This is a genomic window from Photobacterium kishitanii (assembly GCF_000613045.3).
In the GTDB taxonomy this organism is placed as follows: Bacteria; Pseudomonadota; Gammaproteobacteria; order Enterobacterales; family Vibrionaceae; genus Photobacterium; species Photobacterium kishitanii.
The window spans coordinates 2,586,224-2,603,171 of the sequence record NZ_LN794352.1 but is presented as its reverse complement, the minus strand read 5'-3'; the positions used below and the strand labels follow the sequence as shown (position 1 = coordinate 2,603,171).

General features: G+C 40.6%; 18 protein-coding genes. 10 read left to right on the top strand and 8 right to left on the bottom strand.

The annotated features are described in order from the left end of the window. Window positions 1-30 precede the first annotated feature (30 nt). Window positions 31-1,482 carry a tRNA uracil 4-sulfurtransferase ThiI gene (thiI, locus tag PPBDW_RS12215; RefSeq protein ID WP_036795792.1) on the top strand — a complete coding sequence of 484 codons (1,452 nt, stop codon included), beginning with the start codon at window positions 31-33 and terminating at the stop codon, window positions 1,480-1,482. A gap of 100 nt (window positions 1,483-1,582) precedes the next feature. On the opposite strand, the gene PPBDW_RS12210 is transcribed toward thiI, so the two are convergent. The 8 genes from PPBDW_RS12210 to PPBDW_RS12175 form a co-directional block, all read right to left on the bottom strand. Continuing rightward, window positions 1,583-2,191 carry a DJ-1 family glyoxalase III gene (locus tag PPBDW_RS12210; RefSeq protein ID WP_036795791.1) on the bottom strand — a complete coding sequence of 203 codons (609 nt, stop codon included), beginning with the start codon at window positions 2,189-2,191 and terminating at the stop codon, window positions 1,583-1,585. Further along, window positions 2,184-3,089 carry a 2-dehydropantoate 2-reductase gene (gene panE, locus PPBDW_RS12205; protein ID WP_036795790.1) on the bottom strand — a complete coding sequence of 302 codons (906 nt, stop codon included), beginning with the start codon at window positions 3,087-3,089 and terminating at the stop codon, window positions 2,184-2,186. The genes PPBDW_RS12210 and panE overlap by 8 nt, the downstream gene beginning before the upstream one ends. A gap of 108 nt (window positions 3,090-3,197) precedes the next feature. Continuing rightward, the gene (locus tag PPBDW_RS12200; RefSeq protein WP_036795788.1) at window positions 3,198-4,004 is read right to left on the bottom strand and encodes a nucleoside-specific channel-forming Tsx family protein; all 807 of its coding nucleotides are present in this window, start codon (window positions 4,002-4,004) and stop codon (window positions 3,198-3,200) included. Between the two features lie 322 nt (window positions 4,005-4,326). After that, a complete protein-coding gene (locus tag PPBDW_RS12195; RefSeq protein ID WP_036795787.1) occupies window positions 4,327-5,715 on the bottom strand; it encodes an AmpG family muropeptide MFS transporter in 1,389 nt (462 codons plus the stop codon). Between the two features lie 179 nt (window positions 5,716-5,894). Continuing rightward, window positions 5,895-6,263, bottom strand: coding sequence for a hypothetical protein (locus PPBDW_RS12190; RefSeq protein ID WP_036795786.1), 369 nt, complete (start codon window positions 6,261-6,263; stop codon window positions 5,895-5,897). A gap of 48 nt (window positions 6,264-6,311) precedes the next feature. Further along, the gene (locus tag PPBDW_RS12185; RefSeq protein ID WP_036795785.1) at window positions 6,312-6,863 is read right to left on the bottom strand and encodes a peptidylprolyl isomerase; all 552 of its coding nucleotides are present in this window, start codon (window positions 6,861-6,863) and stop codon (window positions 6,312-6,314) included. Beyond that, window positions 6,864-7,439: a YajG family lipoprotein gene (locus PPBDW_RS12180; protein WP_230850425.1), complete on the bottom strand. Its 576-nt coding sequence runs from the start codon at window positions 7,437-7,439 to the stop codon at window positions 6,864-6,866. 80 nt (window positions 7,440-7,519) lie between these two features. Continuing rightward, a complete protein-coding gene (locus PPBDW_RS12175) occupies window positions 7,520-8,644 on the bottom strand; it encodes a methyltransferase (protein WP_036795784.1) in 1,125 nt (374 codons plus the stop codon). 148 nt (window positions 8,645-8,792) lie between these two features. Between PPBDW_RS12175 and bolA the strand changes: the two genes are divergently transcribed. From bolA to nqrM, 9 genes are all read left to right on the top strand, one after another. After that, window positions 8,793-9,107 (top strand): transcriptional regulator BolA, encoded by a 315-nt coding sequence (gene bolA, locus PPBDW_RS12170; protein WP_036795782.1) that lies wholly within the window; start codon window positions 8,793-8,795, stop codon window positions 9,105-9,107. Between the two features lie 558 nt (window positions 9,108-9,665). Beyond that, window positions 9,666-11,006, top strand: coding sequence for a Na(+)-translocating NADH-quinone reductase subunit A (locus PPBDW_RS12165; RefSeq protein ID WP_036796463.1), 1,341 nt, complete (start codon window positions 9,666-9,668; stop codon window positions 11,004-11,006). Between the two features lie 3 nt (window positions 11,007-11,009). Further along, window positions 11,010-12,254 carry an NADH:ubiquinone reductase (Na(+)-transporting) subunit B gene (locus PPBDW_RS12160; RefSeq protein ID WP_036795780.1) on the top strand — a complete coding sequence of 415 codons (1,245 nt, stop codon included), beginning with the start codon at window positions 11,010-11,012 and terminating at the stop codon, window positions 12,252-12,254. Next, window positions 12,244-13,035, top strand: coding sequence for a Na(+)-translocating NADH-quinone reductase subunit C (locus PPBDW_RS12155; protein WP_036795779.1), 792 nt, complete (start codon window positions 12,244-12,246; stop codon window positions 13,033-13,035). Before PPBDW_RS12160 ends, PPBDW_RS12155 begins: the two co-directional genes overlap by 11 nt. Then, window positions 13,028-13,660 carry an NADH:ubiquinone reductase (Na(+)-transporting) subunit D gene (locus tag PPBDW_RS12150; protein ID WP_036795778.1) on the top strand — a complete coding sequence of 211 codons (633 nt, stop codon included), beginning with the start codon at window positions 13,028-13,030 and terminating at the stop codon, window positions 13,658-13,660. Before PPBDW_RS12155 ends, PPBDW_RS12150 begins: the two co-directional genes overlap by 8 nt. Window positions 13,661-13,667: 7 nt before the next feature. Then, window positions 13,668-14,264 (top strand): NADH:ubiquinone reductase (Na(+)-transporting) subunit E, encoded by a 597-nt coding sequence (gene nqrE / locus PPBDW_RS12145; protein WP_036795777.1) that lies wholly within the window; start codon window positions 13,668-13,670, stop codon window positions 14,262-14,264. A gap of 23 nt (window positions 14,265-14,287) precedes the next feature. Further along, window positions 14,288-15,511, top strand: a complete 1,224-nt coding sequence (gene nqrF / locus PPBDW_RS12140) for an NADH:ubiquinone reductase (Na(+)-transporting) subunit F (protein ID WP_036795775.1) — start codon at window positions 14,288-14,290, stop codon at window positions 15,509-15,511. 160 nt (window positions 15,512-15,671) lie between these two features. Further along, on the top strand, window positions 15,672-16,697 hold the full coding sequence (locus PPBDW_RS12135) for an FAD:protein FMN transferase (RefSeq protein WP_036795774.1): 1,026 nt from the start codon (window positions 15,672-15,674) through the stop codon (window positions 16,695-16,697). Between the two features lie 11 nt (window positions 16,698-16,708). Then, window positions 16,709-16,930 carry a (Na+)-NQR maturation NqrM gene (gene nqrM / locus PPBDW_RS12130; protein WP_036795773.1) on the top strand — a complete coding sequence of 74 codons (222 nt, stop codon included), beginning with the start codon at window positions 16,709-16,711 and terminating at the stop codon, window positions 16,928-16,930. Window positions 16,931-16,948 lie beyond the last annotated feature (18 nt).

Below are 16,948 nucleotides of genomic sequence, written 5' to 3'. Positions count from 1 at the left end.
TACTTTAGACCCAGTGAAGCGAAGTGTGTTATGAAATTTATAGTTAAACCACATCCAGAGATTTTTGTTAAAAGTGACTCTGTACGTAAGCGTTTTATCAAAATTCTTGAATCTAACCTGCGCATTATTTTAAAGCGTCAGTCTGAGTCTGTTAGTGTTTACAACCGTCGCTTTTCATTAGAAGTGAACGAACCTGATGAAACTAAACGTGACATGGTACTTGCAGCATTAACGCAAACACCAGGTATTCACCATTCACTTGAAGTTCAACAGACGGAATTTACTGATCTTCATAATATCTTTGAGAAAACACTAGAACTTGTTGGTGATAGCCTTGAAGGTAAGACATTCTGTGTGCGCGCAAAGCGTGTTGGCCAACATGACTTCACTTCAATTGAAGCTGAGCGTTATGTCGGTGGTGGTCTTAATCAAGCGATTGAGTCTGCAAAGGTAAAACTTAAAAAGCCTGATATTACCGTTAATATTGAGATAGAACATAATCTACTTAACCAAGTATTATTCCGTCATAAAGGTTTAGGTGGCTTCCCTCTAGGTACTCAAGAAGACGTATTAAGCCTTATTTCTGGTGGTTTTGATTCAGGTGTTTCAAGCTATCTCCATATTAAACGTGGCAGTAAAGTACATTACTGTTTCTTTAATCTTGGTGGCCCAGTGCATGAGATTGGTGTTAAGCAAGTTGCTCACTTCTTATGGAAAAAATACGGTTCATCTGCCAAAGTTAAATTTATTGCGGTTGATTTCGATCCTGTTGTGGGTGAGATTTTAGAAAAAGTTGACGATGGTCAAATGGGTGTGATCCTAAAACGTATGTTTATGCGTGCTGCGGGTCGTGTTGCTGATAAGTTTGGTATTCAAGCATTAGTGACTGGTGAAGCGTTAGGTCAAGTTTCTAGCCAAACACTGACTAACCTTCGTATGATTGATAACGTGACCGATACGTTAATTCTTCGTCCGCTAATTAATTGGGATAAAGAAGATATTATCGATGTATCACGTCAGATTGGTACCGAAGATTTCGCAGCGACTATGCCTGAATTCTGTGGTGTGATCTCAAAGAGCCCGACAGTTAAAGCTGTAAAATCAAAGCTTGAGATTGAAGAAGCGAAATTTGACTTTACGATTCTTGATCGCGTTATAGATGAGGCACGAGTGATGGATATTCGTGAAATCGAAAAACAGAGCCAAGAACAAGCCCCTGAGGTTGAATTAGTTGATCTCATTGCTACTGATGCTGTCGTGCTTGATATTCGTAGTCCAGATGAAGAAGATGAAAGCCCGCTAGAATTAGACGGTGTGGAAGTGAAACATATTCCATTCTACAAGTTAGCTACTCAGTTTGGTGACTTACCGAAAGATAAGACTTACTTACTGTACTGTGCTCATGGTGTGATGAGTCGTTTACAAGCCTTATACTTGAAAGAGAATGGCTTTGAAAACGTGAAAGTGTATCGTCCACTGTAAATTAAAGCCTATTGGTCTTGTTTGGCCAATATAGCCTCTAAAAAAGCCCTCATTATGATCTGATCATTGAGGGCTTTTTATTTTTAAACTAAAACGCGCATTAACGTTCAGGCATGACGTCGTAATGCATATTTGGCCATACCACCATTGATTCGGCGATAGGCGCTGTTTTGGCTTTGCTAGTCAGTTGGGTAACAATATCAAGTGCAAATTCTTGCGCAGTGCCTGGGCCTTGGCTGGTCAGTAATCGCGCCTGTTTGTCATATACCACCCGCTTAGGACGCAGTTGTGCTGCAGGAATTTGGTGATGAAAAGCAGGGTGACAGGTCATTAGTGCTTTAGTAAACATATCATTAGCGGCAAACATAATTGCAGGTGTCGCACAGATAGCAGCAATTAACTTACCATCATAGTGGTGCTGTTTAACAAACTCGACCACCAATGGACTATCACGAAAATGCTCGGCGCCAGCAACGCCACCGGGTAATACCACTGCATCAAATTGGTCATCAGCAATGGTTATTAATGCGGTATCAGCGACCAGTTTAATGCCACGTGAGCCCGCAACTATCAACGCACCATCTTCGGCGGCACTGGCAACAATCACTTCAAACTCTGCCCGTTTTAAAATAGCGATGGTGTTAATTGCTTCCATCTCTTCACTGCCAGGGGCAATACAAACGACAATACGAGGACATAATTCATTCATGGTCTTGTGACTCCATGTGTTTAATCGCCTGCCACAATTGTTTATTTATTGGTGTGTCAATGTGGTGGCGCTGAGCTTGTTGGACTAAGTAACCGCTAATATAGTCGATTTCCGTCAGGCGGTGATGAAAAATATCACGATTCATTGATGAATAATTGGCTGCGGTAGCAGTAATAACGGTATCAACTTGGTGGCGCAATTGTTGTTGGGTGGTACTAAACCCTTCCGCTGTCATTACTTGGGCGACTTCGTTACAAATATTATCAAGTTGTGATTGATAACAAGCTTGGGCTAAGTCACCGTTACAGCATTGGTTTACGGCTGTTAGCGGGTTAATTGCACAATTGATGGCTAATTTTTGCCATAGCGGTTGATAGATATTAGCTTGCCATTGGCTTGGAGATAATGCCGCGTTAAAGACTTTAGCAATATTGGATTGTGTTTGTGCTTGCTGATTGATAGCCCCCAGGGATGTTTGTCCTAAGCCTGTATGATGAACCGTTGTTGGGGTCGATTTGAAAGCGGCTTGAGAGGTGGTGGCATAGATAATTGGATTATGGGGTAATAATTGTTGGACTTGATGTTGGCTACCAATACCATTATGCATAATAACCACTACACAATCAGCGCTCAAATAGGGCAGTAGTGGAGTAATTGCTGTGGTGACTTGGAATGCTTTGACTGTAACAATAAGGAGCTCACTGGCTGCGAGAGCATGAGGATCATTACAGTTGAAAGAGTAGTTATTACTGGTGCTGGGTGCGTTCAATTCACTAAAATGGAGCGTTGTTTTTGTCGCGGAACTTCTGGTCCACAATTGCACATTATGCTGCTGTTGGGTTAATTTTACTGCCCATAATGCACCAATGGCACCAGCACCTAACAGGGTTATGTTCACAGTTGAGTCCGTTATTTAGCTAATTTATTGCATGATAACATTGTGACTAATAACGGCGATCAAAAAAGGCGCTATCAGCGCCTTTTTTTATGGTGTTATGCCGTCAGCTTAGAATTTGTAAGATAGGCTGAAGTATTGTGAAACACCTGTTGATTTAAGACCCGCAGAGTCTTTAATGCCGTATACATTGTAGTAAGCTTTGAGGCCGTAACCAACCGCATAGCGATCTGTATGCCATACAAGGCCGTTGTACATTACACCACCGTTGCTTGTTGATGATGCGTTTTCTTTTTTCATACCAAATTGGTAATCAAGGTAACCTTGGTAAGAGATGAAAGTGCCGTTTTCAAAAGTATAAACAGGTTTGAACCAGTTAGTTGATACTTGGTAACCGTTCCAATCTTTTTTGTTCATGTCATACAATGAGTAAACATTGAAGCCCATTTTGCCTAACCATGGCATTTCAATGTCAGAACCTAGACCAACGAAGTAGTTATTAACGCCGCCGTTATTACCACCATAGTTAAATAGTGTCGCAACATACAATTCTTTTACAGGACCGAAAGATAAATCTTTACCAGTTAATGCATCAAGTGAAATACGTGGTGCAAATTTCATGAACATTTTATCTGGTGAAGATGCTTTATCGCTGCTACTAGAGTTAGTTAGGTTAAATACATCAACGTAACCATAAAGATCAAAAATTCCTGAGCGACCACCAAATTCCATTTCTAAGTAGTCGTGACCTGAATGTGCATCTGCAGGACGAGGTAATTCTTTTAGCGCGTACATTAAGTTGAATTGCATCCATTTGTAATCATTCTTATGGATGTTGTCAGAGTAATCTGCCGCATTAGCTAACGAAGGTAGTGCTGTTGCTGCTAAAACGCTTAATGCTACTAGTGATTTGCGCATCTTGATATCTCGCTCATGTTGATCTAGATGGTGGGATTTTGGCCGCCCCGTTTTGTTGGCGCTGATTCTAGTGCTTTATTGCACGTTTGGGAATGAAACGATTGCGTCATCCTTTTCTACTTGTGATCATGATCTAATGTAATCGATTACAGTGATTGTAAAGTGTGATATTGATCCATTGAGTAATGATAAAAGTGAACTTTAAATGTGCTTAATAGACTAACGGGCTTTAATTTTTGGAGGGCGATGTTAGATAATAATGAAAGAGGAAGTTAGCTGTGATGGCTAACTTCCTTTGGCGTGATTATTTTATAACAGGTTTTTAAGGCTGGTGGGTCGGTGTAGCGACAATATTAAGCGCTGAGTTATTGGCTAATATACGAATTAATATCAGTACTGGAATGCCCATTAATGCTGTAGTTAAGAAAAATACGTTATAGCCAAAGTGATCGATATAGACACCGGAGAAACCAGCAATAAATTTAGGGAATAACACCATTATCGAGCTAAATAGCGCATATTGGGTGGCAGAAAATGCGACATTGGTCAGGCTCGACATAAAAGTGATAAATGCTGCGGTTGCAATACCTGCCCCGAGGTTATCTGCTGAAATAACCACAGTTAACATTTCAATATTATTGCCGACGTAACTAAACACAATAAATAACAGGTTAGTGATCGCAGATAACAGTGCACCCAGTGCCAGTATTTTGAGGGTGCCAAATTTACTGACTAAAATCCCCCCTAGTCCAGCACCTGCAATGGTCATTATGACCCCGAAAATTTTTGATACTGAAGCGACTTCATTTTTAGTAAAGCCCATATCAACATAGAACACATTTGCCATTACTCCCATTACAATATCTGAAATACGGTAACAGCTGATTAAAAGTAATATCAGTAGTGCATTTTTGCCGTAACGCTGAAAGAAATCTCGAAATGGCATAATAACTGCGGTGTAGAACCACGCGCTCAAATTAGCATGGTGCTTATTGTAGCCTTTATTAAGCAGTAACTGTTTGTAATCCGCTTCTATAGAATCGATGGCACGATTATCAATTGTCGGTTCTTTGACAATCAAGGTTGTAATAACACCAATCAACATCATGGCTGCCATCATAAAGTAAGCGCTTTTCCAGCCACTCGGATCATAACCTGTGTCTGAGCCAAACCATGCAGCAAACGCTAATGCTCCAGCTCCTGCCATGATCATTGCTAATCGATAACCGGCTAAATAGGTAGCAGATAATGCAGCTTGCATTCTCTCGGTTGCGAGTTCAATACGAAAAGCATCAATAACGATATCTTGAGTTGCAGAGGCAAAAGCGACCATGATGGCAAAAATAGCAAATTGAAGCAGGTCGGTTTGAGGATTACTTAACGCCATACCGCACAACGACAAAATAATCACAATTTGTGAAAATAGCATCCAGCCACGACGACGGCCAAATAGGCGTGAAAAAATAGGTAATGGAAAACGATCTACAAGTGGTGACCATGCCCATTTAAAACCATACGCTAAAGCTACCCAGCTAAAAAAACCAATACTGGTTTTACTTACATCAGCCTCTCGCAGCCAAAAAGACAGGGTACCAAACACTAATAAGATTGGTAAGCCTGATGAAAATCCGAGAGCTAACATGATTAAGGCTTTAGGGTTAGCATAAACTCGCCAGCCTTGGGTATTTTGTTGAGGTGTCGCTTTATCCATATCTTCCTCTGGCAACCAACGTAACAATACTCGTCGTTAGCATACTGAATATTTGAGATTTTTGCTGTAAAACTAAAGCTTAGCAGCTATCAAAAATATACGCATTGACTTGATGATTATCAGACAAATATTTTACTATTTAATTCTATTTAATCGCAGATTTAGATAAATTAGTAACACTAAGGACGATTTATTGCAGTAACTTCAGGGGATGGACCAATATTGAGTAAATAGCAGCTGAGGGTTGCTACTTTGTGCTGAATAAAGCGATCTCCGATTAACTGGTAATCACTGATACCATTTAATGTCTGTACTAAAGACCAATAGCTTGCTTCATATTGATTTGCAGGTTGTGGGTTGTCATGGGGTAGCGTCCACCATTGTGCTAATTGATGGTTAAATAAGTTTTGTAGCTGAATATAACTAATATCACCATGGCTAGCAGCTATCGCATTGAGTGCTAAAACGGGAGCGTTATCGACAACAAATTGTTGCAAACACCGTTCTTGTTCTGGCATTTCAGGACGATTATAAGCAAGTGTCAACATAGACGTCACCTGTTACGTGAGTGACTACGTACAGGTGACGTAATCACATTATTTAATGACTTTCATCGCTTCAATAATAATCGGTTGCGTTGGTATATTTTGCATACCTGTACGTGGATCTGTTGTTGTTTTTATGGTTGCCATTTTTTCAACCACAGGAAAGCCTTTTATTACCTTACCAAATACAGCATAGCCTGTTCGGTTACCTTGGGTATTTAAGAAATCATTATTTGCGAGGTTAATATAAAATTGACGCGTAGCTGAGTTTGGATTCTGAGTACGTGCCATTGCAATTGTTGCGATATTATTGGCCAAACCGTTGTCAGCTTCATTTTTGATTGGTGGGTAGCTAGGGCGCTGTTTTAATGCTTTATCAAAACCACCACCTTGTGCCATAAAGCCAGGAATAACGCGATGAAAAATAGTACCTACATAACTACCATCATCGACGTAACGTAGAAAGTTTTTAGTAGTAATAGGTGCCTTAGCTTCATTCAGTTCAACGGTAAAGTTACCTAAATTGGTTGTAACCAACACTTTTGTGGCTGCGCTAACAGGTAACGCAACTAGCAAGCATAGTGCTAATAAAAAACGCGACATTTATACATTCTCCGTAAGGTATTTATTTAGTTCGCTATCGCTAGCGATTTCGTTGAGGACTGAATTCATGAGTTTATTCATGCTTGTTGCAATATCTTTATCTGATGCCTTTAGTGCATCTTCACGGCTTGAACGGCCTGAGTAACGCTTAATAAATTGTCCATCAGGAGTATTTACTGTTAATTGCAACTGTAACTCACTGTGCATGTTATATTTTACTAGCCCTTGTTTGACTGTGACTAAGGCTTTTTCAACAGTAACCATCATGGTTGATGTAGCACTATCCGTAATGCTAAATCCTTGGCCGCTAAGTTGTTGCGCTAACGCTTGGCGTAATGTGGTGGAAACGGGTTGTTGGGGTTGAATAACTTGCACATTTTCAGTACCGCTATCAATTGCCGCAATATAACTATTCGGTGCCTTATCAACACTGGTAAGGTTGAGGGCTTTATGATTTGCCCATGGCTGTGAGGTAAATACAGCGGTAGGCGTTAATGTAATCGGTGGCGTGGGTTGTGTTGCAGCACACGCACTTAATACTAATGTTGATGCTAGCAGAACGTATTTTTTTATCATAAAGCATTCCCTTTGCTTATTAGTGGAAGTAAGTAACTATTGTCGTTTAAATTTCTATTTAGACGACAATAAGGTTTAGTCTATTTTGTTGCGCGTAAGACAACAAATTTATCATTATGGCCAATGGTGTCGACTTTAGTGAAAATACGATTTAATTTTTCATGGTATTTTAACTGACGATTACCAATGATGATCAACTCGCCATGTGGACGTAATACCCGTTGTGCATCACAGAACATTTGCCAAGCAATGTGATCGGTAATGGTATTGTTTTGATGAAACGGTGGGTTACATAACACCAGATCAGCACTTTGATTGTTAAAGTTATCTAGGCAGTTAGCGACCATAACGTCGAATTTTTCTGTGCTCGCTAGGTTTAATTGTGCATTTTCTTGGCAAGATGCTGTCGCCATAAAACTTTCATCAACACAGGTAATATTAGCGTGTGGGTTTAAACGTGCAGCTTTAATGCCAATAACACCATTACCACAGCCAAGATCAATAATATCTTTGTATTGAGGCTTTGATGGAATGAAATCTAACAAAAAACGACCGCCAATATCTAAGCTATCACTTGAGAATACATTGGCATAGTTAGTGATGGTTAGGTCATGTTCTGGTACTGTCCAGCTTGTTGGCTGTGGCATTGGAGCTGCTAATGACTTATTGACAGTAGTGAAAATTAACCGCGCTTTTTTAACGGCTAGCGATGTTTTAGTTCCACCTAAATATTTTTCAAACAGTTTTAAGGTTGATGAATGAATTTCTTTTACTTTACCTGCGGTGATCACCACACAATCTTGTGGTAATAGATGGCACAGTTGTTGTAACTGCCAACTAAGTAACCGATTATTTTTAGGTTGTTTAATTAAGACTAATTGTGGATTAGTTGGTAATTCAGCTAAACAATCGATAATCGCAATTGCCGGTAAATTGTTTTCATTGAGGTTATTAGTAATGGCTTGTTGAGTAATAAATGAATCAGTTACGGTTGTGACTTGGGCTTGATTTGCAAACCAACAACTTAATGCACCGAAATTATCATTGATGATCAGTACAGGACGTTGAGGATCAAGCTCCATCGCGTGGCAATAATTGATCAAATATTCATCTGCGGCATCCCATGCTTGCAGGGTTTCATTTTTGCGTACTGGAAAACGGGTTAGCGTTAAAGTACGTTGGTGCAAGGTTAGCTCTGGTTTCATTAATAATAACTTTCGAGTATGTTGACGAAATAGTAGAGCATTTTCGCAGAACAGTGAAAGGCTTGAAAGGAAATCTATCAAGTTAACGCCATAATAATGAGCGATTGGTGTCGTTTATGGTAAAAATCGCTTTTAAACTGAGGATATTATGATTCAGCCCCAAATCGAAGCAAAGTTAAAGCACAGTTTTGATCCTGTGCATGTTGACGTAATCAATGAAAGTTATATGCACAATGTGCCTGATGGTTCTGAAAGTCATTTCAAAGTTGTTGTCGTCAGTGCTCAGTTTGAAGGTCAACGGCTTATCACCCGTCATCGAGCGGTAAATCAGTGTTTAGCTGATGAATTAGCAAACCATATTCATGCACTTGCGATTCATACTTATACCGAATCAGAATGGCTGCAACAACTTAATGCGCCAGCATCACCCAAATGTCATGGTGGCTCAACACTTGATAAGTGATAGAGCTATCAATTTTACTAAAGTCGTTAACTAAACGGCTTTTTTTATGCCATTTTGAATAACTTACAGTAATGACTGTGGTTGATTCATATTATTGATAACATGTTAAATAACTCTTTAAAATAATACTGATTATCTCATGATTGATAATAAGTTTGTGTTTATGTTGGTATCATGTGTTGTTGAGTGGTGTTTTTTACAGCATTGTTAAATAATTAGTAAATTTTAAAAATTCATATTTATGTAAAAATATCCCGTAAATGTGCAGTTGATCATATTTATTAGTCAATAAAGCTATTGCGTCTTATTTGTTGCTTGGTTTTCACACGGAATCGCGTGGATTACCATAGAAAAAACGAGTTAATTAGTGGTAGAATCGCGGGCTGAAAAATTACTCGTTTATTAGGTTTGTAGCGAGATAGTTAACTGGATGTTGCGATGCGGAGTCGTTCTGTGGTTGTTGTCACTGCCTGTTTATCGATATCAGGCCAAGGAACGCAGTATCTTAATTACGCAATATGAAAATTCTTTTTTCCCTTTAATGTAGTGCAAGTGCGTATGATTACAATAAAAAAGGGTTTGGATATCCCAATCTCAGGGACTCCAGCCCAGGCGATACATGATGGCAATGCCATTTCTAAAGTCGCCTTGCTTGGCGAAGAATATGTTGGTATGCGTCCTACAATGCATACTCGCGTAGGGGATGTAGTGAAAAAAGGTCAGGTTCTTTTTGAAGATAAAAAGAACCCGGGTGTTAAATTCACTGCTCCAGCTAGCGGCAAGGTAGTTGAAGTTAATCGTGGTGCTAAACGCGTTCTACAATCAGTAGTTATTGATGTAGAAGGTAATGAGCAAATTACGTTTAACAAATATGATGCAGCTCAATTAGCACAACTAGATCGTGCAGTTGTCGTTGATCAATTAGTTGAATCAGGTATGTGGACAGCGCTTCGTACGCGCCCGTTCAGTAAAGTACCTGCTGTTGGTTCAGAATCGAAAGCGATTTTTGTTACTGCGATGGATACTAATCCGTTAGCAGCTAACCCAGAAGTAATCATCAATGAGCAAAATGATGCGTTCATTGCTGGTTTGACTGTGCTTTCACGTTTGACCAGTGGCAAAGTTTACGTATGTAAATCAGGTGCAAGCTTACCTCGTTCGGCTGAAGCTAACGTTGAAGAGCATGTATTTAACGGTCCACACCCAGCAGGTTTAGCCGGTACACATATCCATATGTTGTTCGGTGCTGATGCCAAGAATATTGCATGGAACATTAATTACCAAGATGTGATTGCATTTGGTAAGTTGTTCCTGACTGGTGAAATTTTCACTGATCGTGTAGTAGCGCTTGCAGGTCCTGTTGTGACTAACCCACGTTTGGTACGTACACAAATCGGTGCTTCTATTTCTGAGTTAACAGATTCAGAAATGATGCCTGGTCAATTGCGTGTGCTATCAGGTTCAGTACTTAACGGTGTTAAAGCTGAAGGTGTTCATGGATACCTTGGCCGTTATCACTTACAAGTTTCTGCACTACGTGAAGGCTACGAAAAAGAATTCTTAGGCTGGATTGTTCCTGGTAAAAACAAGTTTTCTGTTACTCGCGCCTTTATGAGCCAGTTCTTCCCAGGTCAGTTGTTCAATATGACAACTACGACTAACGGTAGTGAACGTTCTATGGTGCCAATCGGTAATTACGAAAAAGTAATGCCGCTTGATATTGAACCAACATTATTACTGCGCGACATCTGTGCCGGTGATATTGACAGTGCACAACAGTTGGGCTTACTAGAACTAGATGAAGAAGATCTAGCACTATGTACGTTCGTATGTCCTGGTAAATATGAGTTTGGTCCAATGATGCGTGAGTGTCTGGACAAAATTGAGAAGGAAGGGTAATTCATGGGTTTCAAGAATTTCCTCGAAGGTATCGAGCACCACTTTGAACCAGGTGGTAAGCATGAGCGTTGGTTTGCGTTGTATGAAGCGTTTGCCACTCTTATGTATACACCGGGACAAGTGACGCGTTCATCTGCGCACGTGCGTGACAGTATCGATCTAAAACGTATCATGATCATGGTATGGTTTGCGGTATTCCCAGCGATGTTCTGGGGTATGTATAACGTGGGTGATCAAGCGATTGCTGGTCTTAACCACCTATACACTGCAGATAAACTAACAGCAGTTATTGCTGCTGACTGGCATTACTGGTTTACCCAAATGCTTGGCGGTACGCTATCAGCGTCTGCTGGTTGGGGTAGCAAGATGCTACTTGGTGCAACTTACTTCTTACCTATCTACGCAGTAGTTTTTGCGGTTGGTGGTTTCTGGGAAGTGTTGTTCTGTATGGTACGTAAGCACGAAGTTAACGAAGGTTTCTTTGTAACATCGATCTTATTTGCTTTGATCGTTCCGCCAACACTACCACTTTGGCAAGCAGCTTTAGGTATTACCTTTGGTGTTGTTGTCGCAAAAGAAATTTTTGGTGGTACAGGTCGTAACTTCCTTAACCCAGCACTTGCTGGTCGTGCTTTCCTATTCTTCGCATACCCAGGTCAGATTTCTGGTGACCTAGTATGGAATGCGGCGGATGGTTTTTCTGGCGCGACACCGCTAAGTCAGTGGTCTCAAGGTGGTCAAGCAGACGTAGTTAACACTATTACTGGTCAATCAATCACTTGGATGGACGCTTTTGTTGGTCATCTTCCAGGTTCAATTGGTGAAGTATCAACACTTGCTATCCTTATCGGTGGTGCATTTATTGTTATTATGGGCATTGCTTCATGGCGTATTATCGCCGGTACAATGATCGGTATGATCGTTGCTGCAACGCTATTTAACATTATCGGTTCAGATACTAATCCAATGTTCAACATGCCTTGGCAGTGGCACCTAGTTCTTGGTGGCTTTGCGTTTGGTATGATGTTTATGGCGACAGATCCAGTGTCAGCTGCGTTCACCAATAAAGCAAAATGGTGGTACGGCGCATTGATCGGTGCAATGGCTGTAATGGTACGTGTAGTTAACCCTGCATATCCAGAAGGTATGATGCTAGCGATTCTATTTGCTAACCTATTTGCACCTCTATTTGACAACCTAGTTGTTCAAGGCAACATCAAACGGAGACTGGCTCGTCATGGCAAGTAATAAGGATAGCTTCTCAAGAACGCTGATTTTTGTTGTAGTATTGAGCCTAGTGTGTTCAATCATCGTATCTACAGCAGCAGTTGTTCTACGTCCAAAACAGCAAGAAAATGCGGTACTTGACGTGCAGCGTAATATTCTTGCTGTTGCAGGTCTGCTAAACAAAGACACTAACATCAAACAAACGTATAACCAGTTTATCGAGCCTAAGCTTGTAAACATTGATACTGGTAATTATGTTGATGAAGTTGGTGGTGAAAATGCAGCTAAATACAATCAACGTGAAGCCGCGAAGAATGATAAAGAATCTATCAAACTTCCAGCAAACGAAGATTTAGCAAAGATCATTCGTCGTGCAAATGTAGCGACTGTTTATCTTGTTAAAGATGCAGCTGGCACTCTAACTAAGGTGATCCTACCTATTCACGGTAATGGTTTATGGTCAATGATGTATGCATTCGTTGCTGTTGCAACTGATGGTAATACTATTGACGGCATCACTTACTATGATCAGGCGGAAACTCCTGGACTAGGTGGTGAAGTTGAAAACCCAACATGGCGTGAGCAGTTTGTTGGTAAGAAGTTGTACGATATGAACTTCAAACCTGCAATTAAAATCCTTAAGGGTGGTGCACCTGTAGGTACTGATCACCAAGTTGATGGTCTTTCTGGTGCAACGCTAACAAGTAACGGCGTACAGCATACCTTCGATTTCTGGTTCGGTGCACAGGGCTTTGGTCCTTACCTTGCTAAGTTACGTGCAGGAGATCTGAATAATGGCTGATACTAAAGAAATGAAAAAGATCCTGTTTGGACCTTTTATCAGCAATAACCCAATTGCATTACAAATTCTTGGTGTTTGTTCAGCGTTAGCGGTAACTACTAAGTTAGAAACTGCGTTTGTAATGACAATTGCAGTAACATTGGTAACTGCATTTTCGAACTTTTTTGTATCATTAGTTCGTAATCAAATTCCAAACAGTGTGCGTATTATTGCGCAAATGGCGATTATCGCATCATTGGTAATCGTGGTTGACGAAGTATTACGTGCTTACCTTTACGATGTATCAAAGCAACTATCTGTATTTGTTGGTTTGATCATTACTAACTGTATCGTAATGGGTCGTGCGGAAGCATACGCAATGAAATCAGCACCAGTACCAGCATTTATTGATGGTATCGGTAACGGTTTAGGTTACGGTTTTGTGCTAATTACTGTTGCTTTCTTCCGTGAGCTTTTAGGCTCTGGTAAGTTATTTGGTATGCAGGTATTACCACTGGCTTCTGATGGCGGTTGGTACCACCCGAACGGTCTAATGCTGTTGGCTCCTTCTGCGTTCTTCCTAATTGGTTTCATGATCTGGATTATTCGTACTTTCCGTCCAGAACAAATAGAAGCGAAGGAGTAATAGGAATATGGAACATTATATTAGCCTATTGATTCGCTCGATTTTTATCGAGAACATGGCGTTATCTTTCTTCTTGGGTATGTGTACTTTCCTAGCTGTGTCTAAGAAAGTTAAGACCTCTTTTGGTCTAGGTGTTGCGGTAATCGTAGTACTTACATTATCTGTACCGTTAAACAATCTTGTGTACAACTACGTACTTAAAGATGGTGCGATTTTCCCAGGTGTTGACCTTACCTTCTTGAACTTCATTACGTTCATTGGTGTTATCGCGGCATTGGTTCAGATCCTTGAAATGGTTCTTGACCGTTTTTTCCCGCCGCTATACAACGCGCTAGGTATTTTCTTACCGTTGATCACAGTTAACTGTGCGATCTTCGGTGGTGTATCTTTCATGGTGCAACGTGATTACAACTTCACAGAATCAATCGTCTACGGCTTCGGCTCAGGTGTTGGTTGGATGTTGGCAATTGTTGCGCTTGCGGGTATCCGTGAGAAGATGAAATACTCAGATGTACCTGCGGGTCTTCGTGGTTTAGGTATTACCTTCATCACTGTTGGTCTTATGGCGTTAGGCTTTATGTCTTTCTCTGGCGTACAGCTGTAATCAGGATAAGGAAGGAATAGTCAATGGATATTATTCTTGGCGTAGGCATGTTTACCTTGATTATCCTGGCTCTAGTTTTAGTGATTTTATTCGCTAAATCTAAGCTAGTACCATCAGGTGACATTACTATCTCAGTAAACGGCGATCCAGAAAAAGCGATCACCACAGGTGCAGGCGGTAAACTACTGAATGCACTTTCTGCTAACGGTATTTTCGTATCATCAGCATGTGGTGGCGGTGGCTCTTGTGGTCAGTGTCGTGTGAAGGTCAAATCTGGTGGTGGCGATATTCTACCAACAGAACTTGATCATATTTCTAAAGGTGAAGCACGTGAAGGCGAACGTCTAGCGTGTCAGGTTAACGTTAAATCTGACATGGATATCGAGCTTCCTGAAGAAATTTTTGGTGTGAAGAAGTGGGAATGCTCAGTTATCTCGAATGATAACAAAGCTACTTTCATCAAAGAGCTTAAGCTTCAGATTCCAGATGGCGAAACAGTACCTTTCCGTGCTGGTGGTTACATCCAGATTGAAGCGCCTGCTCATCACATTAAATACTCAGACTTTGATGTACCAGAAGAGTACCGTGGCGACTGGGATAAGTTTAACTTGTTCCGCTACGAGTCTAAGGTTGATGAAGATATCATCCGTGCTTACTCAATGGCAAACTACCCAGAAGAGTTCGGTATTATTATGCTAAACGTGCGTATTGCTACGCCGCCGCCTAATAATCCTGATGTAGCGCCTGGTCAAATGTCATCATTCATCTGGTCACTAAAAGAAGGTGACAAGTGTACTATTTCGGGTCCATTTGGTGAGTTCTTCGCTAAAGACACTGACAATGAAATGGTATTCGTAGGTGGTGGTGCAGGTATGGCGCCAATGCGTTCTCATATCTTCGACCAACTTAAGCGTCTACACTCTAAGCGTAAGATGTCTTACTGGTACGGTGCACGTTCTAAGCGTGAAATGTTCTATGAAGAAGATTTTGATGCATTAGCTGCTGAAAACCCTAACTTTGTATGGCATTGTGCACTGTCTGATCCACAGCCTGAAGATAACTGGGATGGCTACACTGGCTTTATTCACAACGTTCTTTATGAAAACTACTTACGTGATCATGAAGCACCTGAAGATTGTGAGTACTACATGTGTGGTCCACCAATGATGAACGCAGCTGTTATCAGTATGCTGAAAGATCTTGGTGTTGAAGATGAAAACATTCTATTGGATGATTTCGGCGGCTAATGATTAGCCCTTCGCCTTGAAAGAAGGCTGGCCTATTATGGCCAGCCTTTTTCGTCATTAATGAATTGTAATGTTATTTTTATTGTGGTTATTATCTTGAGGTAATAGCGAATGATGGTCACTAGAGTAAAAATTACCTTTATTTCATTGGAGTAGTTGAATGAAAATGTTCCTGATACGGGCTGTGGTTGTAGTTACAGCATTGTTAGCACTTGCCGGCTGTAGTGATCAGCGTCAGCAAATCACTATTAATGGCTCGACGATGGGAACCTATTATTCAATTAAAATTATTAATCAAGACGGTTTGCCTACCGCGAAAGATATTCAACAAGAGATCGACCGTCGTTTAGAGCTGGTTAATGATCAAATGTCGACTTACCGTCCGAAATCTGAATTAAGCTTATTTAATCAGGCACCAGCAAATCAACCATTTCCAGTATCAGCTGCAACAGCTAAAGTGATCACTGAAGCATTACGAATATCTAAAGTAAGTGATGGTGCTTATGATGTAACAGTTGGACCCGTCGTCAATTTATGGAGCTTTGGTCCTGAAGCGCGTCCTGAATCTATTCCAACGGATAAAGAAGTCGCAACTCGTCTTTCTGAAGTTGGTTATCAACACCTACAGGTACTAGCAGGTAATAAGTTGGTAAAAGATGAAGCTAAGCTGTATGTTGATTTATCTTCTATTGCTAAAGGTTACGGGGTTGATGTTGTTGCTGACTATCTGAAAGATGATCTTCATGTGAAAAATTTCATGGTCGATATTGGTGGTGAGTTACGTCTACAAGGCAAAAATAAAGCCAATGTATTATGGCGGATTGCGGTTGAAAAACCGGTTGAAAATGAACGAGCAGTACAAGAAATTTTACAAGCAGGTGATATGGCTATCGCGACATCTGGTGATTACCGTAATTACTTTGATGAAAAAGGTGTACGCTATTCTCACTTGATTAACCCTAAAACGGGTCGTCCAATTGATAATCATGTAGTATCAGTAACGGTTATTGCACCATCATGTATGACGGCTGATGCTTATGCGACAACATTCTCTGTAATGGGAGAGGATGAATCAATTGCATTAGCAAACCAAGAAAATATCCCTGTAATGTTGATTGTAAAAACCAAAGATGGCTTTGTTGAATACAAATCAAATACCTTTGAGCAATACGTAGATAAAAAATAATAGAGGCATCCATGGCAATTTATTTAGTAACATTTGCTGTTTTTCTACTGGTTATTATTGCAATGGCAGTAGGTTATATTTTCCAACGTAAATCGGTGAGTGGCAGTTGTGGCGGGTTAGATGGGATTGGGATCGCTAAAGAATGTGATTGCCCTGAACCTTGTGATGCCCGTAAAAAGCGTGAAGCTCGTGCTGCACGTCAAGCTGAGTGGAAAAAGAACCAGATCATTTAAGTAGCTTGAATACTATTA

Excerpts from the sequence above, each read along its gene's own strand:
- thiI (WP_036795792.1), top strand. The coding sequence starts at position 31 with ATGAAATTTATAGTTAAACCACATCCAGAGATTTTTGTTAAAAGTGAC.
- PPBDW_RS12210 (WP_036795791.1), bottom strand. The coding sequence starts at position 2,191 with ATGAATGAATTATGTCCTCGTATTGTCGTTTGTATTGCCCCTGGCAGT.
- PPBDW_RS12200 (WP_036795788.1), bottom strand. The coding sequence starts at position 4,004 with ATGCGCAAATCACTAGTAGCATTAAGCGTTTTAGCAGCAACAGCACTA.
- PPBDW_RS12195 (WP_036795787.1), bottom strand. The coding sequence starts at position 5,715 with ATGGATAAAGCGACACCTCAACAAAATACCCAAGGCTGGCGAGTTTAT.
- PPBDW_RS12190 (WP_036795786.1), bottom strand. The coding sequence starts at position 6,263 with ATGTTGACACTTGCTTATAATCGTCCTGAAATGCCAGAACAAGAACGG.
- PPBDW_RS12185 (WP_036795785.1), bottom strand. The coding sequence starts at position 6,863 with ATGTCGCGTTTTTTATTAGCACTATGCTTGCTAGTTGCGTTACCTGTT.
- PPBDW_RS12180 (WP_230850425.1), bottom strand. The coding sequence starts at position 7,439 with ATGATAAAAAAATACGTTCTGCTAGCATCAACATTAGTATTAAGTGCG.
- PPBDW_RS12175 (WP_036795784.1), bottom strand. The coding sequence starts at position 8,644 with ATGAAACCAGAGCTAACCTTGCACCAACGTACTTTAACGCTAACCCGT.
- bolA (WP_036795782.1), top strand. The coding sequence starts at position 8,793 with ATGATTCAGCCCCAAATCGAAGCAAAGTTAAAGCACAGTTTTGATCCT.
- PPBDW_RS12165 (WP_036796463.1), top strand. The coding sequence starts at position 9,666 with ATGATTACAATAAAAAAGGGTTTGGATATCCCAATCTCAGGGACTCCA.
- PPBDW_RS12160 (WP_036795780.1), top strand. The coding sequence starts at position 11,010 with ATGGGTTTCAAGAATTTCCTCGAAGGTATCGAGCACCACTTTGAACCA.
- PPBDW_RS12155 (WP_036795779.1), top strand. The coding sequence starts at position 12,244 with ATGGCAAGTAATAAGGATAGCTTCTCAAGAACGCTGATTTTTGTTGTA.
- PPBDW_RS12150 (WP_036795778.1), top strand. The coding sequence starts at position 13,028 with ATGGCTGATACTAAAGAAATGAAAAAGATCCTGTTTGGACCTTTTATC.
- nqrE (WP_036795777.1), top strand. The coding sequence starts at position 13,668 with ATGGAACATTATATTAGCCTATTGATTCGCTCGATTTTTATCGAGAAC.
- nqrF (WP_036795775.1), top strand. The coding sequence starts at position 14,288 with ATGGATATTATTCTTGGCGTAGGCATGTTTACCTTGATTATCCTGGCT.
- PPBDW_RS12135 (WP_036795774.1), top strand. The coding sequence starts at position 15,672 with ATGAAAATGTTCCTGATACGGGCTGTGGTTGTAGTTACAGCATTGTTA.
- nqrM (WP_036795773.1), top strand. The coding sequence starts at position 16,709 with ATGGCAATTTATTTAGTAACATTTGCTGTTTTTCTACTGGTTATTATT.